The 26,989-nt window shown below is 60.3% G+C and carries 25 protein-coding genes and 1 pseudogene; 3 read left to right on the plus strand and 23 right to left on the minus strand.

Translation table 11 applies throughout. The features are described 5' to 3' along the window. Positions 1–230: 230 nt before the first annotated feature. From JNB71_RS14635 to JNB71_RS14685, 11 genes are all read right to left on the minus strand, one after another. The gene (locus tag JNB71_RS14635; RefSeq protein ID WP_346657282.1) at positions 231–374 is read right to left on the minus strand and encodes a hypothetical protein; all 144 of its coding nucleotides are present in this window, start codon (positions 372–374) and stop codon (positions 231–233) included. Next, positions 371–1,900, minus strand: coding sequence for an FGGY-family carbohydrate kinase (locus JNB71_RS14640; protein WP_220372540.1), 1,530 nt, complete (start codon positions 1,898–1,900; stop codon positions 371–373). Before JNB71_RS14640 ends, JNB71_RS14635 begins: the two co-directional genes overlap by 4 nt. A gap of 31 nt (positions 1,901–1,931) precedes the next feature. Beyond that, positions 1,932–2,774 (minus strand): class I fructose-bisphosphate aldolase, encoded by an 843-nt coding sequence (locus JNB71_RS14645; protein WP_223215857.1) that lies wholly within the window; start codon positions 2,772–2,774, stop codon positions 1,932–1,934. After that, the gene (locus JNB71_RS14650; RefSeq protein WP_220372541.1) at positions 2,747–4,495 is read right to left on the minus strand and encodes a glycerol-3-phosphate dehydrogenase/oxidase; all 1,749 of its coding nucleotides are present in this window, start codon (positions 4,493–4,495) and stop codon (positions 2,747–2,749) included. Before JNB71_RS14650 ends, JNB71_RS14645 begins: the two co-directional genes overlap by 28 nt. A 12-nt stretch (positions 4,496–4,507) precedes the next feature. Continuing rightward, on the minus strand, positions 4,508–5,503 hold the full coding sequence (locus JNB71_RS14655; RefSeq protein WP_220372542.1) for an aldo/keto reductase: 996 nt from the start codon (positions 5,501–5,503) through the stop codon (positions 4,508–4,510). Next, a complete protein-coding gene (locus JNB71_RS14660; RefSeq protein WP_220372543.1) occupies positions 5,500–6,516 on the minus strand; it encodes a sugar-binding transcriptional regulator in 1,017 nt (338 codons plus the stop codon). Before JNB71_RS14660 ends, JNB71_RS14655 begins: the two co-directional genes overlap by 4 nt. Before the next feature lies 1 nt (position 6,517). Next, complete coding sequence (locus JNB71_RS14665; RefSeq protein WP_220372544.1) at positions 6,518–7,510, minus strand: ABC transporter permease; 993 nt, start codon at positions 7,508–7,510, stop codon at positions 6,518–6,520. Between the two features lie 28 nt (positions 7,511–7,538). Beyond that, positions 7,539–9,077, minus strand: a complete 1,539-nt coding sequence (locus JNB71_RS14670; RefSeq protein ID WP_220372545.1) for a sugar ABC transporter ATP-binding protein — start codon at positions 9,075–9,077, stop codon at positions 7,539–7,541. 69 nt (positions 9,078–9,146) lie between these two features. Further along, positions 9,147–10,175, minus strand: coding sequence for a substrate-binding domain-containing protein (locus JNB71_RS14675; RefSeq protein ID WP_220372546.1), 1,029 nt, complete (start codon positions 10,173–10,175; stop codon positions 9,147–9,149). Positions 10,176–10,537: 362 nt separating this feature from the next. After that, positions 10,538–10,777, minus strand: coding sequence for a hypothetical protein (locus JNB71_RS14680; protein ID WP_220372547.1), 240 nt, complete (start codon positions 10,775–10,777; stop codon positions 10,538–10,540). Between the two features lie 13 nt (positions 10,778–10,790). Then, positions 10,791–11,081, minus strand: a complete 291-nt coding sequence (locus tag JNB71_RS14685) for a DUF1330 domain-containing protein (RefSeq protein ID WP_220372548.1) — start codon at positions 11,079–11,081, stop codon at positions 10,791–10,793. Positions 11,082–11,533: 452 nt separating this feature from the next. Between JNB71_RS14685 and JNB71_RS14690 the strand changes: the two are divergent. Next, positions 11,534–12,498 (plus strand): annotated as a pseudogene (locus JNB71_RS14690) (phytanoyl-CoA dioxygenase family protein). 44 nt (positions 12,499–12,542) lie between these two features. On the opposite strand, the gene JNB71_RS14695 reads toward JNB71_RS14690, so the two are convergent. The 5 genes from JNB71_RS14695 to JNB71_RS14715 form a co-directional block, all read right to left on the minus strand. Further along, positions 12,543–12,767, minus strand: a complete 225-nt coding sequence (locus tag JNB71_RS14695) for a hypothetical protein (RefSeq protein WP_220372550.1) — start codon at positions 12,765–12,767, stop codon at positions 12,543–12,545. 447 nt (positions 12,768–13,214) lie between these two features. Next, entirely contained in the window at positions 13,215–15,860 is a 2,646-nt protein-coding gene (locus JNB71_RS14700) for an adenylate/guanylate cyclase domain-containing protein (RefSeq protein ID WP_346657271.1), read from the minus strand. Next, the gene (locus JNB71_RS14705; protein WP_220372552.1) at positions 15,845–17,035 is read right to left on the minus strand and encodes a TfuA-like protein; all 1,191 of its coding nucleotides are present in this window, start codon (positions 17,033–17,035) and stop codon (positions 15,845–15,847) included. The genes JNB71_RS14700 and JNB71_RS14705 overlap by 16 nt, the downstream gene beginning before the upstream one ends. Beyond that, the gene (locus JNB71_RS14710; protein ID WP_223215858.1) at positions 17,035–18,240 is read right to left on the minus strand and encodes a YcaO-like family protein; all 1,206 of its coding nucleotides are present in this window, start codon (positions 18,238–18,240) and stop codon (positions 17,035–17,037) included. Before JNB71_RS14710 ends, JNB71_RS14705 begins: the two co-directional genes overlap by 1 nt. Positions 18,241–18,253: 13 nt before the next feature. Then, the gene (locus JNB71_RS14715) at positions 18,254–18,457 is read right to left on the minus strand and encodes a hypothetical protein (RefSeq protein ID WP_220372553.1); all 204 of its coding nucleotides are present in this window, start codon (positions 18,455–18,457) and stop codon (positions 18,254–18,256) included. A gap of 341 nt (positions 18,458–18,798) precedes the next feature. Between JNB71_RS14715 and JNB71_RS14720 the strand changes: the two genes are divergently transcribed. Further along, positions 18,799–19,386 (plus strand): iron-containing redox enzyme family protein, encoded by a 588-nt coding sequence (locus tag JNB71_RS14720; RefSeq protein ID WP_220372554.1) that lies wholly within the window; start codon positions 18,799–18,801, stop codon positions 19,384–19,386. 24 nt (positions 19,387–19,410) lie between these two features. On the opposite strand, the gene JNB71_RS14725 is transcribed toward JNB71_RS14720, so the two are convergent. The 7 genes from JNB71_RS14725 to JNB71_RS14755 are packed head-to-tail and all read right to left on the minus strand — an operon-like array spanning position 19,411 to position 25,940. Further along, positions 19,411–19,764 (minus strand): cupin domain-containing protein, encoded by a 354-nt coding sequence (locus tag JNB71_RS14725; protein ID WP_220372555.1) that lies wholly within the window; start codon positions 19,762–19,764, stop codon positions 19,411–19,413. Further along, complete coding sequence (locus JNB71_RS14730; protein ID WP_220372556.1) at positions 19,757–20,440, minus strand: cysteine hydrolase family protein; 684 nt, start codon at positions 20,438–20,440, stop codon at positions 19,757–19,759. The genes JNB71_RS14725 and JNB71_RS14730 overlap by 8 nt, the downstream gene beginning before the upstream one ends. Beyond that, positions 20,440–22,107 (minus strand): ABC transporter ATP-binding protein, encoded by a 1,668-nt coding sequence (locus tag JNB71_RS14735; protein WP_431029111.1) that lies wholly within the window; start codon positions 22,105–22,107, stop codon positions 20,440–20,442. Before JNB71_RS14735 ends, JNB71_RS14730 begins: the two co-directional genes overlap by 1 nt. Next, entirely contained in the window at positions 21,990–22,706 is a 717-nt protein-coding gene (gene biuH / locus JNB71_RS14740) for a biuret amidohydrolase (protein WP_220372557.1), read from the minus strand. Before biuH ends, JNB71_RS14735 begins: the two co-directional genes overlap by 118 nt. Positions 22,707–22,717: 11 nt before the next feature. After that, complete coding sequence (locus tag JNB71_RS14745) at positions 22,718–23,644, minus strand: ABC transporter permease (protein ID WP_220372558.1); 927 nt, start codon at positions 23,642–23,644, stop codon at positions 22,718–22,720. Continuing rightward, positions 23,644–24,792 carry an ABC transporter permease gene (locus tag JNB71_RS14750; RefSeq protein ID WP_220372559.1) on the minus strand — a complete coding sequence of 383 codons (1,149 nt, stop codon included), beginning with the start codon at positions 24,790–24,792 and terminating at the stop codon, positions 23,644–23,646. The genes JNB71_RS14745 and JNB71_RS14750 overlap by 1 nt, the downstream gene beginning before the upstream one ends. A gap of 17 nt (positions 24,793–24,809) precedes the next feature. Continuing rightward, a complete protein-coding gene (locus tag JNB71_RS14755) occupies positions 24,810–25,940 on the minus strand; it encodes a BMP family ABC transporter substrate-binding protein (RefSeq protein ID WP_220372560.1) in 1,131 nt (376 codons plus the stop codon). A 378-nt stretch (positions 25,941–26,318) separates the two neighbouring features. Between JNB71_RS14755 and JNB71_RS14760 the strand changes: the two genes are divergently transcribed. After that, complete coding sequence (locus JNB71_RS14760; RefSeq protein WP_220372938.1) at positions 26,319–26,948, plus strand: GntR family transcriptional regulator; 630 nt, start codon at positions 26,319–26,321, stop codon at positions 26,946–26,948. Positions 26,949–26,989 lie beyond the last annotated feature (41 nt).

The following is a 26,989-nucleotide window of genomic DNA, read 5'->3' on the forward strand; positions in this document are numbered from 1 at the left end:
TTGGCATTGAAACATATCGTCTGCGTGACATCAAATAGCATCGACAGACGGCAAAACTCACGGGAAAGGCTGCACGAACCCGACGACGATAGCGGTCGCATAATGCCTCCGATCTCTCCGCGTGCGTTGATCTATATCAATGGCCAGGCGATTGCGAACACGACATGCTGCTGCACATCAGCTGTGATCAGCTCAGGGGGATGCGGTCCGAGTTCGGCAAAATCATATCGTCAGACAGGCAGGTCCGCCAGGACCCGTGTCCCTGGATCGGACGACAGCCGGTTCGCCGCCACGCAGCCGGCAGAACCCGCACCAACGATGATGAAGTCATAGCTGCCCGCGTCGATCGCAGTTTCATTGCCGTGCCTGCTCACGCCGCCACTCCCGGCGCCTCAGCCGTCGTCGCCGCCAACCGCCGCCACAGCGGCGCCATGGCGTCGGCGATGTCACGATAGAGACCGTAGCGCCGCGCATAATGGCCCTCAAGCGCGACGTTGGGACAATAAGAACGGTCCGTCCGTACCATGGCGGAAGCGCCGCCTGCGAAATCGGAAAACAGGCCGACGCCAGTTCCCGCCGCGATCGCAGCTCCCAGCGCGCCGGTCTCCCGCGATCGGGCGACGCAGACCGGGACACCGAGCACATCGGCAAAGATCTGCGGCCAGAGGATGCTGCGCGAGCCGCCGCCCGACAGCACCGCTTCATCGAAGACGGCGCCCGCTTGGCGCATGGTCTCGATGTGCTGGCGGTGACCGAAGGCGACGCCTTCCAGCACGGCCCGAACCAGATGGCCTCGCGTATGCCAGCCTGCTACTCCATAAAAGCCTGCGCGCGCGTTCCCGTCCTGCTGGGCGCCGTAGAGAAACGGATGGTACAGCGGATCGTCCGCCGCCGGTTCGATAGTCGATGCGAGATCGCAGCAGAAATCGAAAGGTGAGCGTCCGTTCGTATCGATATCTGAGAAGAATTCGCGCACCAGCCACTCGAGATTTGCCGCCGATGTGGCGCTGGACTCGATCGCCATGTAGCGCTCGCGGTCGAAGGTCGACGACATGAAAACAGGGCCTTCCAGTTCCGGCCTATCGACAATCACCTGATTGATGCTCCAGGTTCCGGCGATAATGGAGGCCGCGCCCGTCCGCGTCACCCCGGAACCGACGGCCGAGGCGACGACATCGAACAGACCGGCAACCACGGGCGTGCCGGCCGCAAGCCCCGTCTGCGCCGCCGCCGCTTCCGTCACATGCCCGGCGATATCGGCGCTTTCGATCAACGGGGGCAGAAGCCCCATGCAGTCATGGAGGCCGTAGGCGTCCATGAGGGTGCGATCGTAGCGACGGCCGGCAACGTTGAGCAGCCCGCAGCCGGTCATGTCGGAAACCTCGCTGACGCGTTGCCCTGTCAGCCGGTAGACGATGAAATCCTTGCAAAGAAAGACGGTGCCGATTTTCGCAAAGGTCTCCGGCCGGTAACGCTTCAGCCAGGCCAGCAGCGTCGGCGTCTGCGATGGCCATGGCCGTTGCCGGCCGAGCGGATAGGTTCGGTCGCCCACACCGGTGTTTTTCCATTCATCGACAAGGGCGGCCGCCCGCGTATCCAGCGACTGGATGCCGAGCAGCGGAGCGCCTTCGCAATCAAGCGCATAGAGGCCGTTGCCATGGCCGGCACAGCCGATCGCGGCGATGTCATCCGGCTTGATCCCCGCCTCCTCGAGGCAGGCACCGATGACCTGCCGCGCGTTCGTCCAGAGTTCATCAAGCCCGCGCTCGACATGGCCGGGGCACGGCATGCGGCTATGCCCCTCGGCGGACGCAGCCGCGATCTCGTTGCCCGCCCGGTCGAAAATCACCGCCTTGATGACGGTGTTCCCGGCGTCGAGCCCCAAAAGATAATCTCCCATTCAGAACCCCTCCAAGGTTCGAAACCGCAATTCAGCGCTGCTGGTACAGTGCGAAAGCCTGTTCGCCGCTCGCGTCCTGATGCACGATCGCCATCAGCCCGCGCACCACGGCGCTCGGATCGGCGTGCTGATAGATGTTGCGCCCGTAGACCATGCCCATTGCACCCTGCCGCATCAAGGCCGCAGATTTATCGAACACGACGCGCAGATCTTCCTTGCCGCCGCCGCGCACCAGAACCGGGCAGCGCGCCGCCTCAACGACTCTGTGGAAGTCCTCGGCATTGTCAGTCGGGTCGGCCTTGACGATATCGGCTCCCATCTCGCGGGCCAGTCGCGTCAGCGTGACGATCTTGTCGGCATCGCCATCGACCATGTAGCCGCCCATTTCGGCAACCGGTTGCATAACCAAGGGCTCGATCATCAGCGGCATGCCATATTTGTCGCAATCGGCCCGCACGCGGGAAATGTTCTGCACGCACTGGCGGAACAGGTCCGGCTCGTCCGGCAGCATGAACAGGTTGACGACGACACAGGCCGCATCCATCTCAAGCGCGCCGATCAGCGGCTCGGCTTCGTTCTGCAGCACCGCCCACATGTCGCGGTGGCGAATGCGGTTATAGGGATTGCCCATGTCGATGCGCATGACCAGCGCCGGCTTGTTCCTGCCCGGCACATCCTGGAGCAGGTCTGCTTGGCCGTAATTCATCTGGATCGCATCCGGCCCGGCAGAGATCAGTGCCTTGACCACCCCCTGGATATCCTCCAGCCCGTTGAGGAAGGATGGCTCGTTGCAGACGCCATGATCGATTGCCACGTCTAGGCAGCGCCCGCCGCCGAACAGCCGGTTCATCCGGACTTTGCTGTTGTGTCGCATTCTGAGCTCCTTGGTTCGTTCCTTGCGCAAAGCATGCTTTCATCGACGCCATGGCGTTCGCTGAGAAGAGTGAGAAAACGGTCGCGCTCGCTGGCGCGTCGTCCCGGCGTCCATTGCTTTTCCTGCGCAAGCAGGTCGAGCACGGCATCCATCATGGCCAGCGAGAGTTCGCCCGAGACGGCGAGCGTCGTGCGCCGCAAAAGCAGGTCGTCGAGATGTTCCACCGCTTCATTGCGGATCAGGTACTGCAATTCGCGCACCGTGTAGCCGGCGTGCGGCAGCGGCGCGTCGGGCCCTGCGGCGATGAAGCCGGCAATCGCCTCGGCATTGGTGCCATATCGACCAAACAGCTCAGCCATACGCTCGCCGGAAATTCCCTTGGCTGCAGCTACGTGCGCCAGCCAGAGTGACGCGTGGGCGGGAAAGGCCCGCCCGCCGCCGATGGGCCGGTCGGTTGTCGCGACGCGGCGGCGCCTGGCGAGCCTTTCCAGCGCCATGTCGGCTGCCATTTCTCCGAAGGACCGGAATGTCGTCCATTTGCCGCCGATCATGCACAGCACCGGCGGCCCGCCATCCCTGGGTTCCACGATCGTGCAGAAATGATCGCGCGGAATACGGCCGGTAAAGCTGTCAGTGCTGGCCGGCAGCGGCCGTACGCCGGAAAACTGGAAGACGATTTGCTCAGGCCGGACGGCGATGCCCGGCAGCACGAAGGCGAGCGATTGCAGGATATAGTCGCGCTCGTCGGCCTCGCAACGCACCGTTTCCGGATCATCGACGCGGATATCGGTGGAACCGACCAGGACCTTGCCGAGATAGGGAAACAGGATGCAGATCCGCCCGTCCTGGTTCTCGTAATAGATCATATGGCCGGCAAGTGCTGCACGCAGCTCCGCATTGTCGATGATCAGGTGCGAGCCCTTGGTGCCCCCCATCAGCGGTGCCGGGCGTGACCGCGGTGAAAACAAGCTCTGATTGGCAATGTCGATCCAGCCGCCCGTCGCGTTAATGATCAGGGCCGGCTCGACCGTAGCGGATGTGCCCGAGATCTTGTCCTCGACGCGATACTGGCCATTCTCCGTCCGCCGCAGTTCCGCATAGTTCAGCGCCCGCGCCTGACTGTTGTCAGCAAGACAATCCTGCAGAAGCGCGATGCCCAGCCGTTCCGGATGGCTGACCCAAGCGTCGAAATAGGTTGCGGAACTCTTGATCCCGGAATTGAGCGCCGGCCATTTTTGAAGCGTCGTGCGCCGGCCGCGAAACTGGTGGCGCGGCATCAGCGCCCGCTTGCGCGTCAGGAAATCATAGATACTGAGGCCCGCCTTGATGGCCACCGCGCCCCGCCGGCTCGGGCGGCGGCCGAGGCCTAAGAACCGGACGATGCCATTGCAGAGACCGGAGAAGATATCGAACACCGGTACCGTTGTCGGCAGCGGCGCAACGTAATGCGGCGCATTGCGCAACAGCCGGTCCCGCTCGACCAGCGATTCCTGCACCAGTTTGAATTCGCCGTTCTCCAGGTAGCGCAGCCCGCCATGCACCATTCGAGACAGTGCAGAACTGGCGCCGGAACAATAGTCATGCTTCTCGACGAGCAGCACGTTCAGCCCCTGCAGCGCCAACTCCCGAAAGACGCTGATGCCGTTGATGCCGCCGCCGACGACACAAACGTCCACCTTCGGGTTCTGGCGGAGCCCGTCCAACATCTCTTTACGTTTCATGATGGCGATCCGCTACCTGTCCATATCAGTCAGTTCCGCCGCAATGGCTGCATCGATGGCGGCAAGATCGGTCGGGTCTAGCCGGATGGTCCCGGCCCGCGCGTTGTCCAGGGCCTGTGCCGGGTTGCGAGCCCCGCAGAGCGCAAAGGTCACGCCCGGCTGGCCCAGGGTCCACGCAATTACGGTCTGGGCGATACTGGCTCCATGGTTTTCCGCAACCGGCCGGATCGCGTGGGCAAGTGCCGCCGCCTTCTGCCGGTTCGCGACGGAGAAGCGCGCGTTGTCCTTGCGCTGGTCGCCGCCGGAAAACACCCGGTCGGGGCCGATCGTGCCGGAGAGCAGCCCCAACGCCAGCGACGAATAGCTGAGCGTCGCAATGCCGTTGGCCTTCGTCAACGGCAGGAGGTCTACCTCGATCTCGCGGTCGATCATGCTGAACCGTTCCTGGATCGCATCGAGACCACCGGCCGCAATATAGGCATCGAGGTCGTCTCGGCTGACATTGCTGGCGCCGATCGCCCGGATCTTGCCTGCGGTCTTCAGGTCTTCCAGCGCCCGCATGGTCTCCTCGATCGGTGTCGTCGGGTCCTGCCAATGGGTGATGTAGAGGTCGATAGTATCGGTCCTAAGCCTCTTCAGGCTTTCCTCGACCTCGTGGACAATCGCATCACGGCCGAGATAACGGTGCACCGGCTTGCCATCCTGATCGAAGAAATGCCTGCCCTTCCGGGTATGCCAGACAAGGCCGCATTTGGTGGCGATGACGGCCTTGTCGCGACGGCCTGCCAAGGCCTTGCCGACGATCTCCTCCGAACGCCCGAGTCCGTAGGCTGGCGCCGTATCGATCAGCGTCACGCCGGCTTCAAGCGAAGCCTGGATCGCGGCGATGGATTCCATTTCATCGGTCCCGCCCCACATCCAGCCACCGATTGCCCAGGTGCCTAGGCCCACGGCGGAGGCAGAAACGCCGGACTTGCCGATCTCACGCGTCAATTGTTGCCCGCTCATGCCCATTTTCCCTCGCCATTCGCCAGCGCGAGGACGCGCGCACCCGTCGCCTCGTCGGTCACCAGCGTATCCAGGTGATTGCCGCGCAGAACGCTGAGGATCGGCCTCGCCTTGTTCGGCCCGCTCGCCACGCCGATCTTGGTGGGGATCGAGGCGAATTCCGGCAGCGTCAGCGACACCAGCGACCGGTTGAGGCTATAGTCGCAGACCTGTCCACGATCGTCGAGAAGATGTGCCAGAAGTTCGCATGACGCGCCGGAGCGCTCGATTGCCGCGCGGTCCGTGCTCGAGGACGGATGCAGATCGTAGTAGCTGGAGTCGTCGGACAGGATCGAACCGATGCCGACCACGGCGATCTTTGCCTCGCGAGCTCGTTTGAAGACATCGGCCACCGAGCGCATGTTGATCAGCATATTGCGCTCCGCGGCACTGTCGGCAAAGAGCGGAGCGTGAATCTGGAACGAACGTCCGCCGAGCCGGTCGGCCATCATAGTCGAGACGTGATTGACGTCAGTATAGTGCTTGCCCTGAACACAGCCGGTTGCCGGGATCACTTCGACATCGAAGCGCCGCTGCGCCTGCAGGCCGGCAACCACGGCACTGACACCCTTGCCGCCGGTGATGCAGATCGTGTCGCCATCAGTGATCTCTTCCAGCAGCAGCCGGGCCGCCGCTTCACCGACCGCCTGAAGTGCCGTCTGCGGATTGTCGGAGACGGTCGGCACGACCACGGCACGGCTGATGCCGCCGAGCGCCAGTAGCTGTTCTTCCATGTCGACCAGCGGCTCCATCGGCGACTTGATCTTGATTTCGACGAGGCCGAGCTGTCGGCCGCGTTTGATCAGTCGGTTGACGGTAGCGTGCGAGATGCCGAGCTGATCGGCGATCTGCGCCTGCGTAAGTCCTTCGAGGAAATGCAGGACCAGCGCCTGGTGCATCTGGCGGGCGATGACGATTTCCTCGCGCGGCGCATTTGCAGGTTTGAGTTTGGCTATCAGCCTATTGGGCGACATATCAGGCAACCTTCCGCTTGTGCAGGAAATGGTCGATGGAGACGGCGGCAAGCAGAATGCAGCCTTTGATCATGTCTTGCCAATAGACCGAGACGTCGAGCAGGATCAGAGAGCTTGTCACGACCGAGAGAAGAGCGATACCCAGGATTGCGCCGAGGATCGTCCCGGAGCCGCCATTCAATGATGCGCCGCCGATCACTGCCGCCGCAATGATGTTCAGTTCCATGCCGACGCCGAAGGTCGGGGTCGCGGCACCGAAGCGCGACATGTAGATGACACCGGCGACACCGGACAGCGTGGCGCAGAGAACGGTCACCCAGAACTTCACCTGGTTGGTCTTGATGCCGGAATAGAGCGCCGCCTTCTCGTTGCTGCCGGTATAGAACACCTTGCGAAAGGCCGTTGCGCGGCGCAGCAGAAAGTCGAACAGCACGACGACGGCAACGAAGATCAGGATCACATAGGGAATGCCATAGAATGTGCCCTGCCCGACTGCCTTGAACGAGGGCGGCAGGGTGAACAGGGACAGGGGCGTGCCCTTGGTGATGATCAGACAGATGCCGCGCACGATCACCATCGCCGCCAGCGAGGTTATGAAGTGGTTCAAGCCCACCACCGTCACGAAGAAGCCCATGACACAGCCAATCAGGCCGCTGACGACAATGCCGATCAGGGATGCACTCCACGGATCGAGCCCCATCAGGAACAGCGAGCCCGACAGCACCATCGAGAAGCAGACGACCGAGCCCACCGAAAGATCGATGCCGCCGACGATCAAAAGGATGGTCATGCCGACAACGACGATGCCTTCCACCGAGAATGACATCAGCATTGCCCGGAAATTGCCGAGCGTCAGGAAATGTGGCGAGGCAAAGCTCATGACAATGCAGAGCGCCAGGATGATCGCGATCAGCCCTGCCTCGCGCATGGTTCCCAGCCGTTTCCAGCCGGGCGCCCGCGCCTGATGTGCCGTTGTCAACGTAGCGTCCGCCATGACTTTGTTTCCTAAACCTGCTTGTTCATTATGCGGCATGCTCTGATGCCTTTGAGTTGGTGTGGGCGCCGATCCCCGACGCAAGCCGCATGATTGCCTCTTCCGTCATCGTCACGCCCTCGACTTCGCCGGCAACCGTGCCCTCGCGGATCACCAGCACCCGGTCGCAAAGCCCGAGCAGCTCCGGCAGTTCCGACGATATGACGACGATGCCGATACCCGAGCGGGCGAGATCGCGCAGCAGCCGGTGGATTTCCGACTTGGCGCCGACATCGATGCCGCGCGTCGGCTCGTCCATCAGGATGACCTTGGGATTGACCGCCAGCTGCTTGGCAATCGCCACTTTCTGCTGGTTGCCACCCGACAGTGACGAAACCGGCATGTCGATGCCGCCCATCCGCACGCCGAGCCGTCGGGTCAGATCGTTGGCACGATCCGCTTCGGCGCTGGAATTCAACAGACCCAAAGGCCCTGTCAGCGACTTCAGGTCGAGAACGGCAATATTCTGGGCGATGGAAAGCTCCAGGAAGACGCCGGAGCCCTTCCGGTCCTCGGAAAGGTAGACGACACCGGCCTTGACGGCTTGCGCATAGGACCGGGTGTTCAACCTCTGCCCGTGCAGATGCACTTCGCCTTCCGTCACTTGCCGCAGTCCGCAAATGCCTTCGGCAATCTCTGTGCGTCCCGAGCCGATCAGCCCGCCGACGCCAAGGATTTCGCCCTTGCGCAGCACGAACCTGACATTGTTAAAGCGGTTGCCGTCGCCAAGATCGCGGACGCTGAGAATAGTCTCGCCGGTCGCCTCGGCCAGCGCCTGCTTTTCAGGGTAGAGCTGGGTGACTTCGCGCCCGACCATCCGGCGCACCACATCATCCGGCGTCAGCTCCGCGACCTTCTCCGTCGAAACATAGCGCCCGTCGCGAAACACGGTGACCCGGTCGCACAGGCTGAAGATCTCCGCCATGCGGTGGCTGATGTAAATGATCGACATACCATGCGCCTTCAGGTCGCGAATAATGCCAAACAGAACTTGCGCCTCTGATTCCGTCAGCGCCGCTGTCGGTTCGTCGAAGATCAAGACACGGCAATCGAGCGTCAGCGCCTTGGCGATCTCAACCAGTTGCTGGCTGGAGATCGAAAGCTCGCCGACCTTGCGGCGCACGTCGATCGGCGCCAGCCGGTTCATCACGGCCTGCGCGTCCCGCTCCAGCCTGCCATAGTTCATGAACGGCGAGCGGCGGCGGTTCGTCGTCGCCATGAACATGTTCTCGGCCACGGTGGCATCGGGGCAAAGCGCGATCTCCTGGTGCACGAGACCCAGTCCCAGCGATTGGGCCACCGCCGGCGACGTCACCTTCACCGGCGCCCCATCGACGAGCACTTCGCCCTCGGTCGGCTGCAGCACACCGGCAATGATATTCATCAGCGTCGACTTGCCCGCGCCGTTTTCGCCGCAAAGCGCATGAACCTCGCCCTTCTCCAGACTGAAGCTCACGTCCGTCAACGCCTTGACCGCACCGAAATGCTTGCTGACATTGCGGATTTCCAGAACCGGCACCGACGCCATCACAATCTCCTCATCACGTTTGCGGTGGCTGTCCGGAGCATCATTCCCCGGACAGCCGGCACAAAGGGCTTACTCCTCGATGCCCTTGGTACCACGCCGCTTGAGGTACTTGTCCCAGTAGAAGTCGTCGGCATTGTCGGCGGTAACAATCGACAGACCGTTATCGACGAAGGGAATGCTCATCGGATTGAAGCCGGCGCGCTTGGCATCGTTCATCGGGTCGATGAGTTCCGGATGCTTGGCGAGCCAGAGAAGCATGAAGCCCATATAACCCTGCATGCCCTGGTTCGGGTTGATCGAGCCGAACACTTCGCCCGCCTTGATCATGTCGAGAATGTTGGCATTGACGTCGGCGCACATCACGAGGATCTTGCCGCCGCTTTCCTTGTTGGCCTGCGAGGCGCCGATCGCGGAGTTGGCTTCCGGCATGAACACGGCACCAAGGTTCGGATGTGCCTGCTTCAGGCTCATCAAGCCCTGGTATGCCTTGTTCGGATCCTGGTTGGAGGCCGCGCGGCCGACCAGCTTCATGTCGGGGTATTTTTCGGTCATGCGGGCGATGAAGGCGGCGATGCGCTTGTCGTGGTTATCCTGACCGGGGTTTTCGAGAACCGCATATTCGCCCTTGCCACCCATCTTCTCGGCGATCGCGTCGGCCGCATAGGTGCCTTCGCGGGTGTTGTCCGAGGTGATGAACGAGATACGCTTGGAAAGCGGCGCATCGGCTGCGAAGGTGACGACCGCCGTTCCCTGATCGATCGCTCGGTTGATCGGCTCGATGAAGGGGTCGGAGTTCATCGGATGAACGAGGATGCCGGCCGGGCTCTGGGCCAGCGCCTGGTCGAAGGTCGCGATCTGCTTGTTGACGTCATATTCCGGCGTGCCCGTATAGGCGGTCTCGCAACCGAGTTGCTGGCCCGCCTGCTTGAACATTTCATAGACAGGGAACCAGTATTCGACGCCCGAGACCATGACGTTCATGACGTATCTTTCGCCCGGCTTGCAGCGGAACGGATTGTCCGTTTCCGCGCTGGCAACGCCGGCAAAAAGCGTCGATGCAAGGATCGCCAACGCGGTCGTGCTTAGAAAATTGCGCAAGATTCCTCCTCGAGGCCGAAGCCCCTCCCAATATCCGGCTGCGCCCAACAGGGCGGCCGATGATCTAATGAAGACCGGAGTTCCTCCTCGAATTCCGGTATGGGCAGTTAACCGCAACGGCACAGCACTGTCAATATAATTCAGATGCAGAAATATATTTCACACAGGGCGAGAGCGATCCGATGGCGCGCTTGAAACGCGAGGATAGCGGTTCGGTTATGACAGGATTAGACGCGCTCGTCGGTCGCAATGCGGAGAACCGGCTTGCCAGCTTTCATCTGAAGCGCCCGCTAAACGGCAAAACGGCCACGACAATCACCCTGTAGGCAGCCCCCCCTCGGGAACTGCCCATCTGCGAAGTGTCAATCTGCCATAGGCGTCTCGTCGATCTTCGTCCAGATGAGGCTCCATTCATCGCTTCCGCCTTCATTATGAGTGTAATGTCCGTGGTCGGCGATTTCGCCATCCGGCAAAGCGAAGCCGGGTGGCGCGAGACCGGGGAGGTTGAGAATGCGGAGGACGTCGAACAGTTCCGCAAGTGTTGTAACGTGCTTGATCTCCCCACGACCGCGATACTTGATTGTCCAGGCGTAGAACGTCATGCGCGCTACTCCCTCAAGCAATGCCTTCAAGCGCGATGATCCTCGTCCTGGCACATCGCTCGCGAATGGCTTTAAGCCGACTGTACTCTGGCGAATTATACCAACCCATCAACGCTGCCATGTCTGGAAACTCGACGACGACCAGGCGGTGCGGCTCCCAGTCGCCTTCGAGTACCTTGGCTGCGCCGCCGCGCCCCAGGTAGCGACCACCATACCGTTCCTCGGTCGCTGGCACGGCCCGTTTGTACTCTTCGAAGGCTTCGGCATCAAAGACGTCGACGTCGGCGATGAGGTAAGCGGCCATTGTTGCCCTCCTCGGCCAACACGCTGGGCCAGGAGGCCCGAATTAGTTGCGAGGATCACCCGGGCCTCGAGTCGTCTTTTTCCACCTGGTGGCAGCGACCCAGGAGGCTTTGGCCTCGGGGAAGGTGATGCCGACTGCGGATCCAAGTGACCCTATGCAAATTAGCATCTTCTAATAGGTTGGCAATATGCAAGAACGCTGATGGGCCGCGCCATCGATCAGAGCAGAGTGAGTCATCCATCCAGCGGATTCTGCTTGGCGCTCGGCGCTTACTCTTCCCCTTGTATTCCTGCAGGCCTTCAGGGCGGGTGACTGAGCGTCCCATCCGCCACGCAGTCTTACCGACGGCTGCTGGGACTGGCCCGTTCATGACGATCCTTTTGCTGCGTTGCAACATGAACAGTTCTGGGTTACTGTGGCCGAGACCGCGGATGGAAAAAAGGTTCGGTAAGATGCTTGATGCAAGCACATCCAAACCGAGCGATCTGGAAACCATCGCCCGCAGCGGTGGCACTTTCCGTCGCATGGCTGCGCGCATCCCCACCTATCTTAGGACCTGCGCGAGAACCCCGCCTGGCTGCCGATGTTCCTGCTGGCGCGGACGATGGCGTTCCGCAAGGCGCACTGGCTGACCGCCAGACCCGTGCGATCGAGCGCAAGTACTGCGCCTTCGATGTTCGGTGACCTGAGAGCGGAAGCTGTCGCGGCCGAACTCAGACGAACAGGTATCGCTACCGGTCTTACACTGCCGGCTCCGATTCAAGCGGAAATCGCCCGCTTCGGCCAGGAAACGCCGTGCTTTGGCAACTTCGATCGCAAGCTTGAGTTTATCGCCAGTGAGCACGCAGATGCCGAGCGACGCTTTGGCCGCACGATACTGAGCGGTCATCATTTCGAGCGAGTCCAGCAATGTGACGCCGCCTCGGCGGTGCAGCGGGACCCCTTGCTTCTCGAGGTGGCAAGGCATTATCTCGGCGGTGAAGCCAAGTTGATCACGACGCGCACATGGTGGAGCTTCCCGACGAAGTCCGCCTCGGAAGCCGATCTCAGCCGCGCCTCGTTCAAGTTCCATTTCGATCTCGACGATTGGCGGATGTTGAAATTCTTTTTCTACCTCACCGACGTCGATGCCGATGCCGGACCGCATGTCTATGTGCGCGGCAGCCACAACCGCCGGCGCATGAAGCATCAATTGACACTGCTCGTTGGCCATCCGGCGGAAGAAGTGCTGGGTTTTTATGGTGAAGACAGCGCCGTCACGCTGACCGGCAAGGCTGGCACGGGTTTTGTCGAAGACCCGTTTGGTTTTCATATGGGGACATTGGCGAAACAGTCCCCGCGCCTGATGATGGAGGTCGGGTTTGGCGTGTCGAAGCCGTCGAAGCGCCGCTATCACGGTGAACCCGTCATCCGCTGAACTCGGCGGCGACGGAAAGCCGCCGCCGAGCAATTGCGCCGAAACTACCGTTCAGTGCTGGCCGTTTTCGTGTCGGCCGTAGCACCGTTGTCGCTTCCCGCATTTGTTCCGTCGGTGGTACCTTTGTTCTTTTCCTGACCCCAGCCATTGTTTCCCTTGGCGGTGGTCTCAGGCGGGCAGTAGTCTCCGGCGTAGGCCACAACGCTCGCGCCGGCAAACAGCATGCCGATGCTGAGAGCGACAGATTGCACTAGCTTTCTTGATGTCATCATGACCTCCTTGTCACAAACGTGAGCACAAGACCATGAGCTTACCGGGCAGCAATGTCATGTCGGCGCTTGGGAGGTTTGGCTTGGCTGGACGAGGTAGAAATGATTTGAACCTCGTCCATTCGACGTACACTAAGACGCCGGTGCGCAGTGCAGGGCATTGTCCTGGCGTTCTGCACCGCCCCCAAGGGTAGAGCGTCGGAGCGTTTCCGCGCGCCGGCCGTTTGACATTGTGCTATGGACGAAGTTCTGGAGCAGAACGCGCGCATCGATTGATGGGGGCTCAATTAGGCCGCGAATTTCTCCTAACGAAAACAATGAAAAATTGTGTAGGGCCTAAGGTCGCTCACAGCCCAGTCTTCGTCGTGAACAAAACTGACCATGAAGAGACGCATGTCTCGCAGGCAAAGCAGCCTCGCCCTCGATTGTCCGCCGAGTGGTCAAGCCCTAAGCCGCAACGGAGGCGCGGCACGACGCAAGTACCTCGTCCCATTGGCGATCGGCCCCCATTTCGCTTAGACGCGTGAAGCGTTCGTTGCCCGACGCTTTGCGGACCGCAGACACGATTCTTTGAAAATCAGCGTCATCTGTCGGCTCAAACCGAACTCCTAGCCGCGCGAGGCGACCGTTCACAGCCCCGATGATTTCTGCAGAACCGTCCCAATCCTCTTTCACCGCGAGCACTCCGCTGATCGCTGCAATCGCGAGGTTCACCACCATTGGATAGTCATATCTCTCGCCGATGGCCAAGGCCTGGCGAGCGAGCGCTGCAGCGCTCCTCCAGTCACCGTTGTGCAGTCTAAAATGGGCAAGGTTTTGCAACAGGTGGCCAGGCCAATAGGTGTCACCCAGTTCCTCGAGCAGTTTGAGAGCATCAAGATAGTAGGCTTCAGCAGCCGCCTCGTCCCCCTCGGCGCGTGTCCCTTCCCCAATTGCAATCAGTGCAAGCACGGTTCCATAGTCATCGCCAATGAGCCTTGACAGTTCCAATGACTGCGCGATCAACATGCCCCCTGCCTCGGGGTCGCCCGAGGTAGCTTGCGCGATGCCGGCAACAATTCCGGCACTTGCGATGCCCGGCTTGTTCTCCAGCTCGCAGTAAATCCGGTGACTTTCAACACCATATTCACGGGCTGTTTCGGGATTACCGGACATGTATTGGATCAATGCGGCTGAGTTCAAAATTCCCGCCAGCGGCTCCGGCTCACCCGTGGTGCGCGCGTGCTCCAAAGCCTTATCCGACCATGTTCTCGCTTCCGAAAACTGGCCTCTTGATATCCAAAGCCACTTCAGCGCCTCCATGAGCCTGGCGGATTGCAAGGCGCTGGATTGCCTCATGCACCAATCAAGTGCCACGCGAATGTTTCCGGCTTCCTGCATCAGATGCTCGACAAAGTCGCGCTGATTAAACCGCATCACGTTTGGCGCGGCTGATAGAACAAGGTCGGTAAAATAATCCGCCTGACGAGTCCGCATAGTGTCGTACTCGCCCGACTCCCGCAGTTTATCGAGCGCAAAATCGCGAAGCGTATCCAGCATGTTGAGGCGCGGCTGGCCCAGCGCCGTCTTTCTGAACAGCAGGCTCTTGTCCAGAAGAGCTTCCACGGCGTCGACCACGTCGGCATCGTGGTTGAACAAGGATTCGATGGCATGGAGATCGAACCCGCCATTTAACACAGCCGACGCGTAAAAAACCCGACGCTGATTTTCTGTCAGGAGACGGTCGCTCCATCCGATCATCAGACGAAGCGTGCGGTGACGGGGGTCGATATCCCGCGCCTTGCTCCGAAGGTCTTGCGTTGAGGTTCGAAGCCGCTCCTCCAGCTCTGCTAGGCCCAGGAGCCCCACATGCGAGGCTGCCAGTTCAAGCGCCAGCGGTAGCCCATCAAGTCGCCGGCATATCCTGGAGACCAAACCTGCTGTGTCATCTCCCAATCTGAAATCTGGCCGTTCGCGATGCACGAAATACTCAAAGAGCTGCGCGGATGGGTTCTCTTCGATTTGATCGAAGCCCGCCCCTTCATCGGGAGGGCTGAGTGGAGGCACGGCAAATTCGATCTCGGAGCGCAATTTGAGCGGCTCACGGCTGGTGGTCACAATGGTGACAGCCGGGCATCGCCTGAGGATGGTGTTTATGACAGGTGCACCTTCGACAAGGTGCTCGAACGTGTCGAGTATTAACAACACCTCAGCACCGCCGAGCGCGTTGCACACCGTTTCTATGGCGGAGATGCCGGGTACCTCCTGCAGACCAACGGCCTTGCAGATCTCCGAACCGATCAGATCCGGACTGTCAATTTCCTGCAACTGCACGAAGAACACTCCCCGTGAAAAGGAGCTTAATACTGATCTGCCAACGTGGATCGCCAAGCTGGTCTTGCCCACACCCCCGGCACCCGTCAGCGTGACGAATCGGCTCTGCTTATCTGCAATGATGCGCCCGAGCCGTTCCATTTCGGAGCGTCGACCATAGAGAACGGACACATCGGATGGGAGGTTCGTGCGATTCGCCCCAATAGATGAGACGGGTGCAAAATCGCTTTGCAATCCCGGGATCACCAGATCGAACAGCGCTTCCGGATATCGAAGGTCCTTGAGGCGATGAAATCCGAGATCGCGTATTTCTACATTCGCCCCGATAGGGCCTTCTGCTATCGCATCGCGGACCACATTCGAAATGACGATCTGCCCCCCGTGCGCCACGGAGGCGATCCGAGCCGCGCGATGCACCTCTATCCCGGTGATGGCAGTGTCGTGTCTTCTCACCTTTCCGGAATGCAGCCCCATCCGGACCAGAGGCTTGCATCCTTGAGCCCATTCCTCTTTCGTCAGCGCATATTGCGCGTCAATCGCTGCCTGAACCCCCTGGGTGGAGCCAGGAAAGAGCGCGAACACAGAATCTCCCACCACGTTTATTTCTTCGCCACCGTAAGAGTAGATGGCGTTGCGCAAGAGCTCATTGTGCCGAAGGAGCATCTCATCGTAGAGATCGGGATAAGAATCCACCAGATTTGTCGACCCCTCGATGTCGGTAAAGAGCATGCAAACGCTGTCGTCTGTTGGTTGAGGCCGGCTTTCTATTTGGGTTTCCACAACAACACCTCCCTCGGAGTTGCCGCCTGACCGTGTCCGAACAGAAAAGTACGTCGAACACACTTGGTCAGAGCTAGTTGGGTGCGATGTATGCTTAGCCGTTCTGCGTACGACGGGTCGTTTCCTATGCTTATGAGGAGCTCATTCCATGAACCGACACCATGAGCGTTTACCAACTGAAGTTCGGCCTGCCGGAGGTCCTCGATACTGGGGTGAACGCCACATCGCCGAGCCTCGGAGATGGCCCTCCTGAAGACGTCGAACCTCATCAGTTCTGCCTCTAGCTCGCCCAAGCCGTCAAGAATATTCCAAACTGATGAGATCGGCGCCACCAATTCGCCGTTGCGCCTGGTAATTTCACTGTGCAACCATCTGTATGCCTTGCCTGAGCAGCAAAGCCATTCGACGAATTCAGGCTCAATTTGTTGCCGACCACCACCACCCAGCGGGTCTGCAGGTCTCTCCCTTCCATCGCCCAAGAGTCCAAACAGCTGAGATGAACTGGATCGGCGGAGCGGTGCTTTACAGGCCTTTCGCATTTTCGAGACCCGCTTTGCAGCCAGAACAGCGTCGGCGCGCTTTATGTCTATCGCGCTTAAGAAGTTGAGAATCTCGCTGGAGGGAGCACACCCCGCCCCCTGATAGGCGCGCGGCCAAGTCCGCAGAGTAAAATGAAGCGATTGAGCCGCCGAAATAATTTTCTCAGCATCGAGCGCCCTCACGAGACCTTTCCTGGTCGCCCGTCGCAGAGCGATCCGCATGTTGATCAATGGTTCTGTAAGCGGCGGAAAGGGCAAGTCCTCGCGGAACAGGACTGCCACTTCGTCCTCGGCGGATATGACCCGATCCTTGAAGAGTCGAAATATGATCCCCGCGCCATGCGCACCCGCCGGAAAGCAATCCGCGGCTCGCAACGCGCCCATGCTGGAGGCGCCAACCACAACCGCCCCATCCCGGACAACATCAACGACCTCGCGTGGCGAAATGGAAAGGACATTGCCAAATGCGCCGTCGATGATCAAAAAGAACTCGTGCTTCAGGATACGATAAGCATAAAGGTCCCCTCGCCTCGCTGGAGGTCTTATGATCGCGTCAGGCAAAATGGACAGGATATCTGAAGCGGGGGCGCTTGGGCCCAAAAATACGACCGGCGGCATCCGCATCGTCGCGGTCATTACAACAGGTGCCTTGCACTTCGCCAGCCGACACGACAGTGGTCTATGGTAAAAAGCGAAAGACCGGGGACGCGCACTCTTACAACAGGCAGGCCCAAGGATTTCCGGCTCATGTCGATTACGATGACCTGCGTCAGCCCTATGGACTTTAGCCTCTCTATTATAAATTGCAGTTCTGTCTCGAGGTCCGGCAAGTTTGTGTCAGGAATTGTGGAGAAGTCATGCTCCGCCCCGGAATTCCAAGACGTGTGTTCGGTATTCCGCCGCGAGGCTGGCACCTGATTGTAAGAGTCACGGGCACCGTGAATTACCCCGAGCCGTGATTGGAATGATTCGAGGATAGCATGTGTAACGGCGGCTCCGGCCAGAAGGTCGGCGCCCCAACCCTCCACGACGAGCGGCATAGGCCCGGCGGCACCGCAGAAGAATGGATCTATCAGCGTGCTCGAGATGACTGGAATCCCAAGGTCGGTCGTCAGATCTTCCAGTATGATTTTCAGGTTTGCTTTTTGGGCACGCTCCGCCAGCGCCTTGGGTATGGGAGGAAGTGAGCCCAGATCAATCCTGCGCCGACCAGGCCCGGCGTCCCCTTCACGTCCATATTGTTGGAAGAAGTGATGCTGACTGACAGCATCCCGTTCGATAACCTCCAGAATTGCGCTGCGCACCGCCCGGCCACGAGTGAACCCGCCAGCCAAGCCATTGGTATCGACCTGGTCCAGTATGCCTTCCTTTCCAGGAGACCTCGCCAGGTCGGCCAGAACCCAAATCGGAAGCGCGCTGACCAGTTCCCAACCCTCGACCCAATCAAACGGGGAATCCGGACGATAGCTGGTCAGCGGTGGAAGATCGAAGAACAGTGGATCCGCAACCCTGGAACCCGTGGACGTCAACTCGATATAAGTGGCATGCCGAGACTCGCTCTCCAGCTCCTCTGCGGACACCCTCTCGACAGCCTCCATCACGGCGCTGACGCGAGCCGTTTCCTCGTTCAGCCCCTTTCCCAGATGAGTGGTCAAGTCCCTTGCCAAGGGAGTGACCGCCGCAAACACAGGAGTGCCCAGGACGTCGAGCGATGTGATATCGGCAATGCGCGTTACTGGGACTTGATCCGTTGTTGTTTTGAGGAACAGCTTGCGTTTGGCCTCTTCCAAGGCGCTACGCCCCTCGTTGCGTCGGTCGTACAGCGGCCAGCGGTCCAGCATGCTGGGCGACGCTTCAGAACCCACAGATGACCTGGTGGTTCTGGTTGAGATATATATGGGACCCGGTTTTTTGACTAAGGTTTACAAGAACCGCGATTTCATCATCGGTCAGGTTTTCGATCGCGTCATACACCACCTTCGGGAGCATATTCTCGTCCACGTCGGGAATGACATTTGAATTCTTCAGCTTGTCGAAATTTGACTGGAAGCCCGGCATTGTGATCTCCTCAGGCTCTGAACAATTTTTCGATGCTTGCAAGATTGCCGTCAGCGATCTGGGAATCATGAACCGCTGGCCTTCAGTAATAATATGTTGGTGGCTCCATACCTGTCCAGTAATACTAAAGAGGTACGTGGCTGCTAACTGGGCCGAACTTGAATAGTATCCACAATGAGCTAAGATTTTCCGATTTGGTTTGTTGGTAGGTGGTTGGTGTCTCTATGGATATGCTTGAAAGACAATCGAATAGTGACTTTGTGAGGGGCAGAATAGAGCTCTGCTTGCCAGCTCTTAGGGCGGCCTTCGGCGACCTTTGGCGAACCGAACCTCACCGGGAAATGACGATTGCTTTCTTGGTCTTGCTTCATCAAATCATGCGGGCGTCGGTTCCCCTAATGCAATGCGCAGCTGAGCGGTGCGATCAGCTCGAGGGAGCCGATAAGTCTGCCGCGTTGCTGGGAGGATATTATCGGCATCATATTTCCGAGGAGCTGCACCACGATACTTGGGCACTTGAGGACCTGAAGGCTGCCGGATGCGATCCTGGGCGAATTCTGTCCATTACCCCTTCAGTTGAAGTGGCGCGATTGGTCGGCACCCAGTACTATTGGGTTCATCACCATCACCCTCTCATGCTACTCGGATACATTGCAGTTCTCGAAGCTTTTCCTCCTGCGGACAGTAAAATTGATGAGATTCGGAACCGTTCTGGCTTGCCGGACTCAACGTTCAGGACTTTGAGAATTCATGGAGACCTTGATCCAACCCATAGTGCCGAGATCGATCAGACTTTTAATATGCTGCCGTTGGATGAGAAACACCTTGAAATGGTCGGCTTGAGCGTGCTCCACAGCTGCGAGGCACTCGCAGCCAGCGTGCGAGCCCTGCGACCGCTCGACCTGTCTGGCGCGTCGCCATTCGGCTGAGTGCGCAACAATGCAGGCGCTCTGTCATGCCGGTTCCTCCTGCAGTATTTTCACAGGCCGGTCCCATTGTATCAGCACGACACATCCCGTGTCGCTCCAGACTGAATGCTCGGTGCCCTCCTTGTTGACGACCAGGCTGCCGGGGCCGTAGTCGCCACCCTCGTCGGATTGCGTGCCTTCGAGCACCATGATGGTCTCAAGGCCCATATGCCGGTGGCGCGGAACGGAGGCGCCGGCCTCGTATTTCAGCAGCGCCACGCCCGGCTGATCTCCCTCGAAATGCTGGATCCAGTGGATCGTCACCGCATTGCGAAAGGGTTCAAATGGGAGTGTCCGCCATCCCCCAGTTGTCAGGCTCTCGCGGGTCGTCTCAGGCATGCGCAATCCCCTCTACGATGGAATCGACCGAGGCGACCCAGCCGACAATGGCGCCCTGGGCGGTGATCATGGCGATGGCCGCCTTCTTGAATGCCGGAAAGTAGCTCTCCGTCGCCTCTTCGGCGAGCAGGCATTCGTAGCCGCGATCATTGGCCTCACGCATGGTTGTCTGGACGCAGACCTCGGTGGTCACGCCGGCAAACACCAGCTGCTCGATGCCGCGCGCCTTGAGGAGATCGCCAAGCGGGGTAGCGTAGAATGCGCCCTTGCCGGGCTTCTCGATGACGATTTCGCCGTCGGTCGGTGCGAGTTCGGAAAGGATCGCGGTCCCGGGCTCGCCGACGATCAGCACGCGACCCATCGGTCCCGCATCTCCAATCTTCAGTGTCGGGTTGCCACGGTTGCGCTTTGCGGGAGGCAGGTCGGACAGGTCGGGGCGGTGGCATTCCATCGTATGGATGACCGGCAGGCCAGCCGTCCTGAAGGCCTCGATCAGGCGTTTGACGTCCGGCACGATCCTGGTGATGCGGCTGACGTCGTTGCCGAGGCTGGCTCCGAAGCCGCCGGGTTCGGCAAAGTCGCGCTGCATGTCGATGACGATGAGCGCGATCGCATCGCGTTTGAGCGGGAAGGCAAAAGGTTCGGCTTTGATCTTTGCTGTGAGTCTTTCTGGCATCAGTGATGCCCCGCCATATGAGCGCCGATAACGGATATGTCGGCCGATAGCGCCGGCGTCTCGTAGACCAGCTTGCCGTCCGACATGACCATGATGCGGTCCGACATTTCCAAGAGCTCGTCGAGATCTTCTGAGAGCAGCAGAACGGCGGTGCCGGCATTGCGCGCCTTCATGATGCGGGCGCGGATTTCGGCGACGGCGGAGAAGTCAAGTCCGAAGCAGGGATTGGAGACGATCAGCAGGTCGACGTCGCCGGTCAGTTCGCGGGCGAGCACGGCGCGCTGGACGTTACCGCCGGAAAGCGAGGCGATGGGCGAGGATTGTGACGCCGTCTTCACCTTGAAATCCAAGATCAGCGAGGCTGCGCGCTTGCGCATCGACTTCATGTCGAGCCAGAGCGCATCGCCACCCTCTCTCTTCACGTCGAAGGTGCGGAAAGCGAGATTTTCCGTCACGGTCATCTTTGGCGCGCAGGCGTTGTTGAGCGGCTCTTCAGGGATGAACCGGACATTGTTGATCCGCGTCTCCTGCCGGGTTGCGCCGTAGAGCGACCCCTTCACCGTGATGCTCCCGGCATCCGCTGGCCGCTGGCCGGCCAGCACTTCCGCCAGTTCCTTCTGACCGTTACCGGAAATGCCGGCTATGCCGACGATCTCCCCGGCATGGACCGTCAGGCTGCCAATATCGATCATCTTCAGCCCGGTGCGATCCGGCGCCCTGATATCGCTGACCACAAGGATGGGCTTGGCATCGGCGGGCACCGGCAGCCGGGTGTCGAGCTCGGCGAGCTTGACGTCGCCGATCATCATTGCGGCCATGTCCTTGGTGGTCAGGTCCTTGACCAGTCCGCCGCCGGCCATCTTGCCGCGTCGCAGGACGGTGACGGCATCGGTGAACTTTGTCACTTCGTGGAACTTGTGGCTGATCATCAGCACGGTCAGCTCGCCCCGCTCGGTCATGCCACGCACCAGGCCGAGCATCTCATCGGCTTCGGCAGGCGTCAGCACCGATGTCGGCTCGTCGAGAATGAGGAAGCTGCGGCCGAGATAGAGCTGCTTGACGATTTCGAGCTTCTGCTTCTCGCCTGCCGCCAGCTCGCGCACCGGGCGGTCGAGCGCAATCTTGAACGGCATGCGCTCCATGAAGGCTGCCAGGTCCTTGCGCTCCTTCGCCCAGTTGATCACGGCGGGCACATGGGTGCGGTTAATGACGAGATTTTCTGCGCCCGTCAGCGACGGGACCAGGGTAAACTGCTGGTACACCATGCCGAGGCCGTAGGTCGCGGCGTCGCGCGGCGACTGGACCGCCACTTCGCGGCCATCGACCGAGAGCGAGCCGGAGGTCTGGTGGTAGAAGCCCATGATGCATTTGACCAGCGTCGACTTGCCGGCGCCGTTTTCGCCAAGCAGCGCGTGGAATGTACCGGCTGGAACGTCGATCGAGACGTTGTCGAGCGCGGTGAACGAGCCGAAGCGCATCGTCATGCCGATGGTCTGGATCCCGACGGCCTTGCCTGCCTGTGGAAGTGGGGTGTCGCGGATATGGGCGATCATGGCAAATGCCTCACAAGGGTTTCCGAGGTGGAAACGGCACCGAAGACGCCGCCCTGCATCTTGACCATCTTGATCGCGGCAAGATGATTGCCGTAGTCGGTGGCGCCGCAGCAATCCTCCAGCATCAGGCATTCGAACCCCCGGTCGTTCGCCTCCCGCATGGTGGTGGAAACGCAGACATCGGTGGTGATGCCGGTGAGGATGATGTTTTCGATGCGCTTCTGGTTGAGGATCAGTTCCAGATCGGTAGCGCAGAAGGAACCTTTGCCGGGCTTGTCGATGATGACTTCGCCCTCGATAGGATAGAGGTCCGGAATGATATCCCAGCCAGGTTCTCCACGGGTCAGGATGCGGCCGCAGGGACCTGCATCGCCGATGCCAGCGCCGATGCGTTGCGAGCGCCAGCGCTTGTTGGCCGGAAGGTCGGCCAGGTCCGGTCGGTGGCCTTCGCGGGTATGGATGATATGATAGCCCCTGGTGCGCATTTCTGACAGCACCTTTTTGATCGGCTCGATCGGGGCCTGAACCAGCGACAGGTCGTAGCCCATATGATCGACATAGCCGCCCTTGCCGCAGAAGTCCGTCTGCATATCGATGATGATCAGTGCCGTGTTGTCCGGCCGCAGCGCGCCATTGTATGGCCATGGATAGGGATCGGCCTCGATATAGCTGAGGTTTTCACCGGTGAGCGCTGCGCTGGAAAGTGTCTTCATGGCGAAAGCTCCTATTTCGTGATCGACAGGGCGCCGGGCGCACCGGCCAGCGAGCGGGTGGGCGAGGAGGTGGCAACGAGAATGAAAAGGGTGAGGACGTAAGGTGCCGCGTAGAACAGATAGTAACCCTGCGTGACGCCGACCGACTGGAGTGCGGGGCCGAGCGCGCCGGCGCCGCCGAAGAGAAGGGCTGCGAGAAAGCAGCCGATCGGGTTCCAGCGGGCGAAGATCACCAGCGCGACGGCCATCAAGCCCTGACCCGACGAAATACCTTCATTCCAGGAACCGGGATAATACAGCGAGAGATAGGCACCTCCGACTGCGGCGAGCGATCCGCCGACGGCGGTTGCGAGCAATCGCACCGTATCCGGATTGAGACCCATGGCGCGGGCCGCGTCGGAGCTGTCGCCGACGACGCGCAGGATCAGGCCGACGCGAGTGTTCTTGAATGCCCACCACAGGGCGACAGCGAGGAGCGCGCCGATGATGAACAGCACGTTGATATTGAGGGCCGACTGGATTTGCGGGTAGTTCGACCAGCCTCCAAGCGAAATGGACGGCAGGTGCGGCGCGACGGGCTGGATGAACGGCTTGCCGAGGAAGAAGGCAAGGCCCAGGCCGAACTGCATCATCGCAATACCTATGGCAATGTCGTTGACCTTCGGAAACTTGCAGATCCAGCCGTGGAGGAGGCCGAAGACCGCCCCGGTCGCCATGGCGGCAAGCACGCCGAGCCAGGGCGAATTGCTCATGACCGCGATGGCGTAGGCCGTCATCGCACCGAAGACCAGGGTGCCCTCGAGCCCCAGATTGATGCGGCCGGAGCGCTCGGTGATCGATTCCCCGAGGCTGACGAAGATGAAGGGTGTCGAGACGCGGATGGCGCCTGAGAAGATGGCGAGGGGCACGCCCCAGAGGCCGATACCGGTGTCTTCCATCAGGCGGTCCTTCCTTTGACGGCGGGCATTTTCCAGAGGTCGGGATTGAAGATCCTAAAGCGGCCATAGAGGGTTTCGCACAGCAGGATCACCACGAACAGCGTGCCCTGAAGGACGAGTACGGTGGCATCCGGCAGGCCCATGCGGCGTTGGATCAGGCCGCCCGAGGCATCAATGCCGCCGAGCAGGACAGCGACGGGGATGATCGCCAGCGGATTGTGCCGCGCGAGAAAGGCGACGAGAATGCCGGTATAGCCGTAGCCTGCGGCAAGCGAAGCATTGGCGGACCCTTGCACGGCCGCAACTTCGATCATGCCGGCGAGGCCGGCGAAACTGCCGGCCAAGGCCGTGAAGCCGACGATCAGCCGGCCCACCGGCAGGCCCTGGATCTGTGCGGCGCGAACATTGCCGCCGGCGATGCGGGCGGCGAAACCGATGCTTGTAGCCTCGATCAGGATCCAGGAGACGATGCAGGCGACCATACCGATGACCAGCCCCCAATTGACGTCCATGCCAGGAATGTTGCCGAGCATGTAGTCGGCCGGAAGCGGCGCCGTCGATGGCTTGTTGAGGCTCGCCGGATCACGCAGCGGCCCTTCGATGAAGTGATTCATCAGGGCAATGGCGATATAGGCCATCAGCAGCGAGGCGATGGTTTCGTTGACGCCGCGACAGTGGCGCAGGAGACCGGCCATGCCGATCCAGATGCCGCCCGTGATCATGCCGGCGACAGCCATAACCGTAAGCAGCACGATTGGAGAAACAGTCGCGGTGAGAGGCAGAGCAACAGCGGCGGCCGCCACGCCGCCCAGCACCACCGCCCCTTCGCCGCCAATGATGACGAGGCCAAGCCGGGCGGGCAATGCCACGCAGAGCGCGGTAAGCAAAAGGGGGGCCGCGCGGCTGAGGCTGTTCTGGATGGAAAACCAGCTGCCGAATCCGCCGGTATACATCAGCTTGAAAAGGTCGATCGGCGATTTGCCGACCACCGCGATGAAAATGGAAAAGAGCGCCAGGCCGGCGAAAATCGCGCCCAGCGAAATCACCACCGGTTCGGCCCGCCGCGCGATCCATTCCAGGATCGGCCGGAGGCTTCCGGACTGCACGGATAACGGCGGCAATGCTGGGGTGTTCAGCTCGATCGTCATGGCGCTCTCCCCTTTCCTCAGGATGTCGAGCCGACGACGCCCTCGACGAGATAGGCCATGCTTTCGAGTTCGATCGCGTCTTCGGCAAGCATCTGGCCGGCGGTCACCGCGTCGCCACCCTTGTTGTCCTTGATCGGCCCCTTGAAGACGGAGAAGCTGCCCTTCATCATTTCGGCGAGCGTCGCATCGAACTTGGTGCGTGCCTCGGCGGAGACGCCCGGCCCGAGCGGGCTCATCTTGACGAAGCCGTCCTTCAGCCCGCCACGGACGAAATTGCCGAGCTTCTCACCGGCCTGCGCCTTTTTGACGAAGTCGGTATAGACGTTGCCCCAGGCCCATTCGGCGCCGGTCAGGTATTTTTCCGGTGCCAGCGGGCTCTGATCGGCATGGTAGCCGCACACGAAGGCACCGCGACCGGCTGCGGTCTCGACCACCACCTTGGGGCTATCGACATGGCAGGTGATGACGTCCGCGCCCTGGTCGATCAGCGCGTTGGTGGCTTCCGCCTCCTTGACCGCCAGCGACCATTCGCCGGTGAAAATCACCTGGCAGGTAATGGCTGGATCGACTGAGCGCGCGCCGAGCAGGAACGAGTTGACGTTCTGTAGCACCTGGGGGATCGGCTTGGCGGCGACGAAGCCGATTTTCTTGCTCTTTGAAGCGTAACCGGCTGCGATACCGTTGAGATATTGCCCCTGGCCAATATAGCCGAAATAGGAGCCAGTGTTCATCGGGTTCTTGCCCTCCTGCCACAAGCCGCCGCAATGGCGGAACTGGACGTCGGGATATTTCTCGGCCATGGCCAGCATGTGGGGGTCGAAGTAGCCGAAGGATGTGGGGAAGACGAGGCTTGCGCCATCCAGGTTGATCATCGATTCCATCGTTTTCTGGACATCGACAGTCTCGGGAACATTTTCTTCTTCGACCACCGTGACACCGGGCATCGCCTTGATGACCGCGGCACCTTCGGCATGGGCCTGATTGTAGCCGTAGTCGTCCTTCGGGCCGACATAGATGAAGCCGACGGTCAGGGCAGCCTGGGCAGCGGCCCGCGTCGAAAAGAGCGAAGGCGCAAGACCGATGGCTGCGGCACCAGCGGCGGTTGTCTGCAGAAAGTTACGGCGGTTCATGGGAAGGAGTTTGGTCATTGCGGGCTCCTCGCGGCGTGATGCCGGGTTCAGAAAGGTTGCAATAAAGTGTATGCAATGACCGTGCCACTTATCAAGTCGCTGTTTTTCAAGGGATTTTTTTGCTCGCCAAGTGAAAGTCGCGTAAACTGTATGCAATTATTTTAGGGATTGATTTATTTTTGAGCGCGCCTGAATTTTGGACGCCAGTATCGTAACACACATCGGCGAGCCGGGGTCGTCGTTTGCCTACTCTCCTGGAAATTCAGCCGAATTTCCGCGTCATTGACAACAGAGGCTCTGCATTGCATCTGTATACAGAATGTGTTCAAGCAGATTCGATCCGTGAAACTTGCAAGAAAAAAAGAAATCATCCGGTCCGGAACGACTGTCGAGCAGATGGTCCGGGCAATTGCAGATCTGATCATCACTGGCGCCATGCGTCCGGGCGAAAGGCTCGACGAGATTTCGATGGCCAATCGTTTCGAAGTGTCGCGCACACCGGTGCGCGAGGCTCTTGGCCAGCTCTGCGCGATTGGCCTGGTTGAGCGCGAGCCCAACAAAAGCGCCGTCGTCACCAATGTGACGCAGCAGCACCTCGCTTCAATGTTCGAGGCGATGGCGGAACTGGAAAGCATCTGTGCACGCTTGTCTGCGGAACGGATGACGGTGGACGAGCGCCGGATGCTGGAAATGGAACACAGGGCTTCGGCACGGCTGGTTCATCAAGGTGCCGAAGATGACTATTCGGCACATAATACGGAGTTCCATACGCGTCTCTACCGCGGTGCCCACAACGACCACGTGTTCGAACTTGTGACGCAGACCCGAGCCCGCCTGGCGCCGTTTCGCCGCGCCCAATTCCGGCTTCCCGGTCGTCTTTTGCGGTCCTACGAGGAGCACGACGCCATCGTCAAAGCGGTTTTGCGCGCAGACGCGGCTAGTGCGAGCCGCGCCGCCTATGCCCATGTTTCCACTGTCAGTGACGCCAGCATCGTTTTCGCACGCAGTGCGGAAGCGACCCTGTGACTCTATGCCTTAAGCACGGACCGACATGCGCACCTCTACCG

This window comes from Rhizobium herbae, assembly GCF_019511375.1.
In the GTDB taxonomy this organism is placed as follows: Bacteria; Pseudomonadota; Alphaproteobacteria; order Rhizobiales; family Rhizobiaceae; genus Pararhizobium; species Pararhizobium herbae_A.

Excerpts from the sequence above, each read along its gene's own strand:
- JNB71_RS14640 (WP_220372540.1), bottom strand. The coding sequence starts at position 1,900 with ATGGGAGATTATCTTTTGGGGCTCGACGCCGGGAACACCGTCATCAAG.
- JNB71_RS14645 (WP_223215857.1), bottom strand. The coding sequence starts at position 2,774 with ATGCGACACAACAGCAAAGTCCGGATGAACCGGCTGTTCGGCGGCGGG.
- JNB71_RS14650 (WP_220372541.1), bottom strand. The coding sequence starts at position 4,495 with ATGAAACGTAAAGAGATGTTGGACGGGCTCCGCCAGAACCCGAAGGTG.
- JNB71_RS14655 (WP_220372542.1), bottom strand. The coding sequence starts at position 5,503 with ATGAGCGGGCAACAATTGACGCGTGAGATCGGCAAGTCCGGCGTTTCT.
- JNB71_RS14660 (WP_220372543.1), bottom strand. The coding sequence starts at position 6,516 with ATGTCGCCCAATAGGCTGATAGCCAAACTCAAACCTGCAAATGCGCCG.
- JNB71_RS14665 (WP_220372544.1), bottom strand. The coding sequence starts at position 7,510 with ATGGCGGACGCTACGTTGACAACGGCACATCAGGCGCGGGCGCCCGGC.
- JNB71_RS14670 (WP_220372545.1), bottom strand. The coding sequence starts at position 9,077 with ATGGCGTCGGTGCCGGTTCTGGAAATCCGCAATGTCAGCAAGCATTTC.
- JNB71_RS14680 (WP_220372547.1), bottom strand. The coding sequence starts at position 10,777 with ATGACGTTCTACGCCTGGACAATCAAGTATCGCGGTCGTGGGGAGATC.
- JNB71_RS14685 (WP_220372548.1), bottom strand. The coding sequence starts at position 11,081 with ATGGCCGCTTACCTCATCGCCGACGTCGACGTCTTTGATGCCGAAGCC.
- JNB71_RS14695 (WP_220372550.1), bottom strand. The coding sequence starts at position 12,767 with ATGACATCAAGAAAGCTAGTGCAATCTGTCGCTCTCAGCATCGGCATG.
- JNB71_RS14705 (WP_220372552.1), bottom strand. The coding sequence starts at position 17,035 with ATGACCGCGACGATGCGGATGCCGCCGGTCGTATTTTTGGGCCCAAGC.
- JNB71_RS14710 (WP_223215858.1), bottom strand. The coding sequence starts at position 18,240 with ATGCTGGACCGCTGGCCGCTGTACGACCGACGCAACGAGGGGCGTAGC.
- JNB71_RS14715 (WP_220372553.1), bottom strand. The coding sequence starts at position 18,457 with ATGCCGGGCTTCCAGTCAAATTTCGACAAGCTGAAGAATTCAAATGTC.
- JNB71_RS14720 (WP_220372554.1), top strand. The coding sequence starts at position 18,799 with ATGACGATTGCTTTCTTGGTCTTGCTTCATCAAATCATGCGGGCGTCG.
- JNB71_RS14725 (WP_220372555.1), bottom strand. The coding sequence starts at position 19,764 with ATGCCTGAGACGACCCGCGAGAGCCTGACAACTGGGGGATGGCGGACA.
- JNB71_RS14730 (WP_220372556.1), bottom strand. The coding sequence starts at position 20,440 with ATGCCAGAAAGACTCACAGCAAAGATCAAAGCCGAACCTTTTGCCTTC.
- biuH (WP_220372557.1), bottom strand. The coding sequence starts at position 22,706 with ATGAAGACACTTTCCAGCGCAGCGCTCACCGGTGAAAACCTCAGCTAT.
- JNB71_RS14745 (WP_220372558.1), bottom strand. The coding sequence starts at position 23,644 with ATGGAAGACACCGGTATCGGCCTCTGGGGCGTGCCCCTCGCCATCTTC.
- JNB71_RS14750 (WP_220372559.1), bottom strand. The coding sequence starts at position 24,792 with ATGACGATCGAGCTGAACACCCCAGCATTGCCGCCGTTATCCGTGCAG.
- JNB71_RS14755 (WP_220372560.1), bottom strand. The coding sequence starts at position 25,940 with ATGACCAAACTCCTTCCCATGAACCGCCGTAACTTTCTGCAGACAACC.
- JNB71_RS14760 (WP_220372938.1), top strand. The coding sequence starts at position 26,319 with ATGGTCCGGGCAATTGCAGATCTGATCATCACTGGCGCCATGCGTCCG.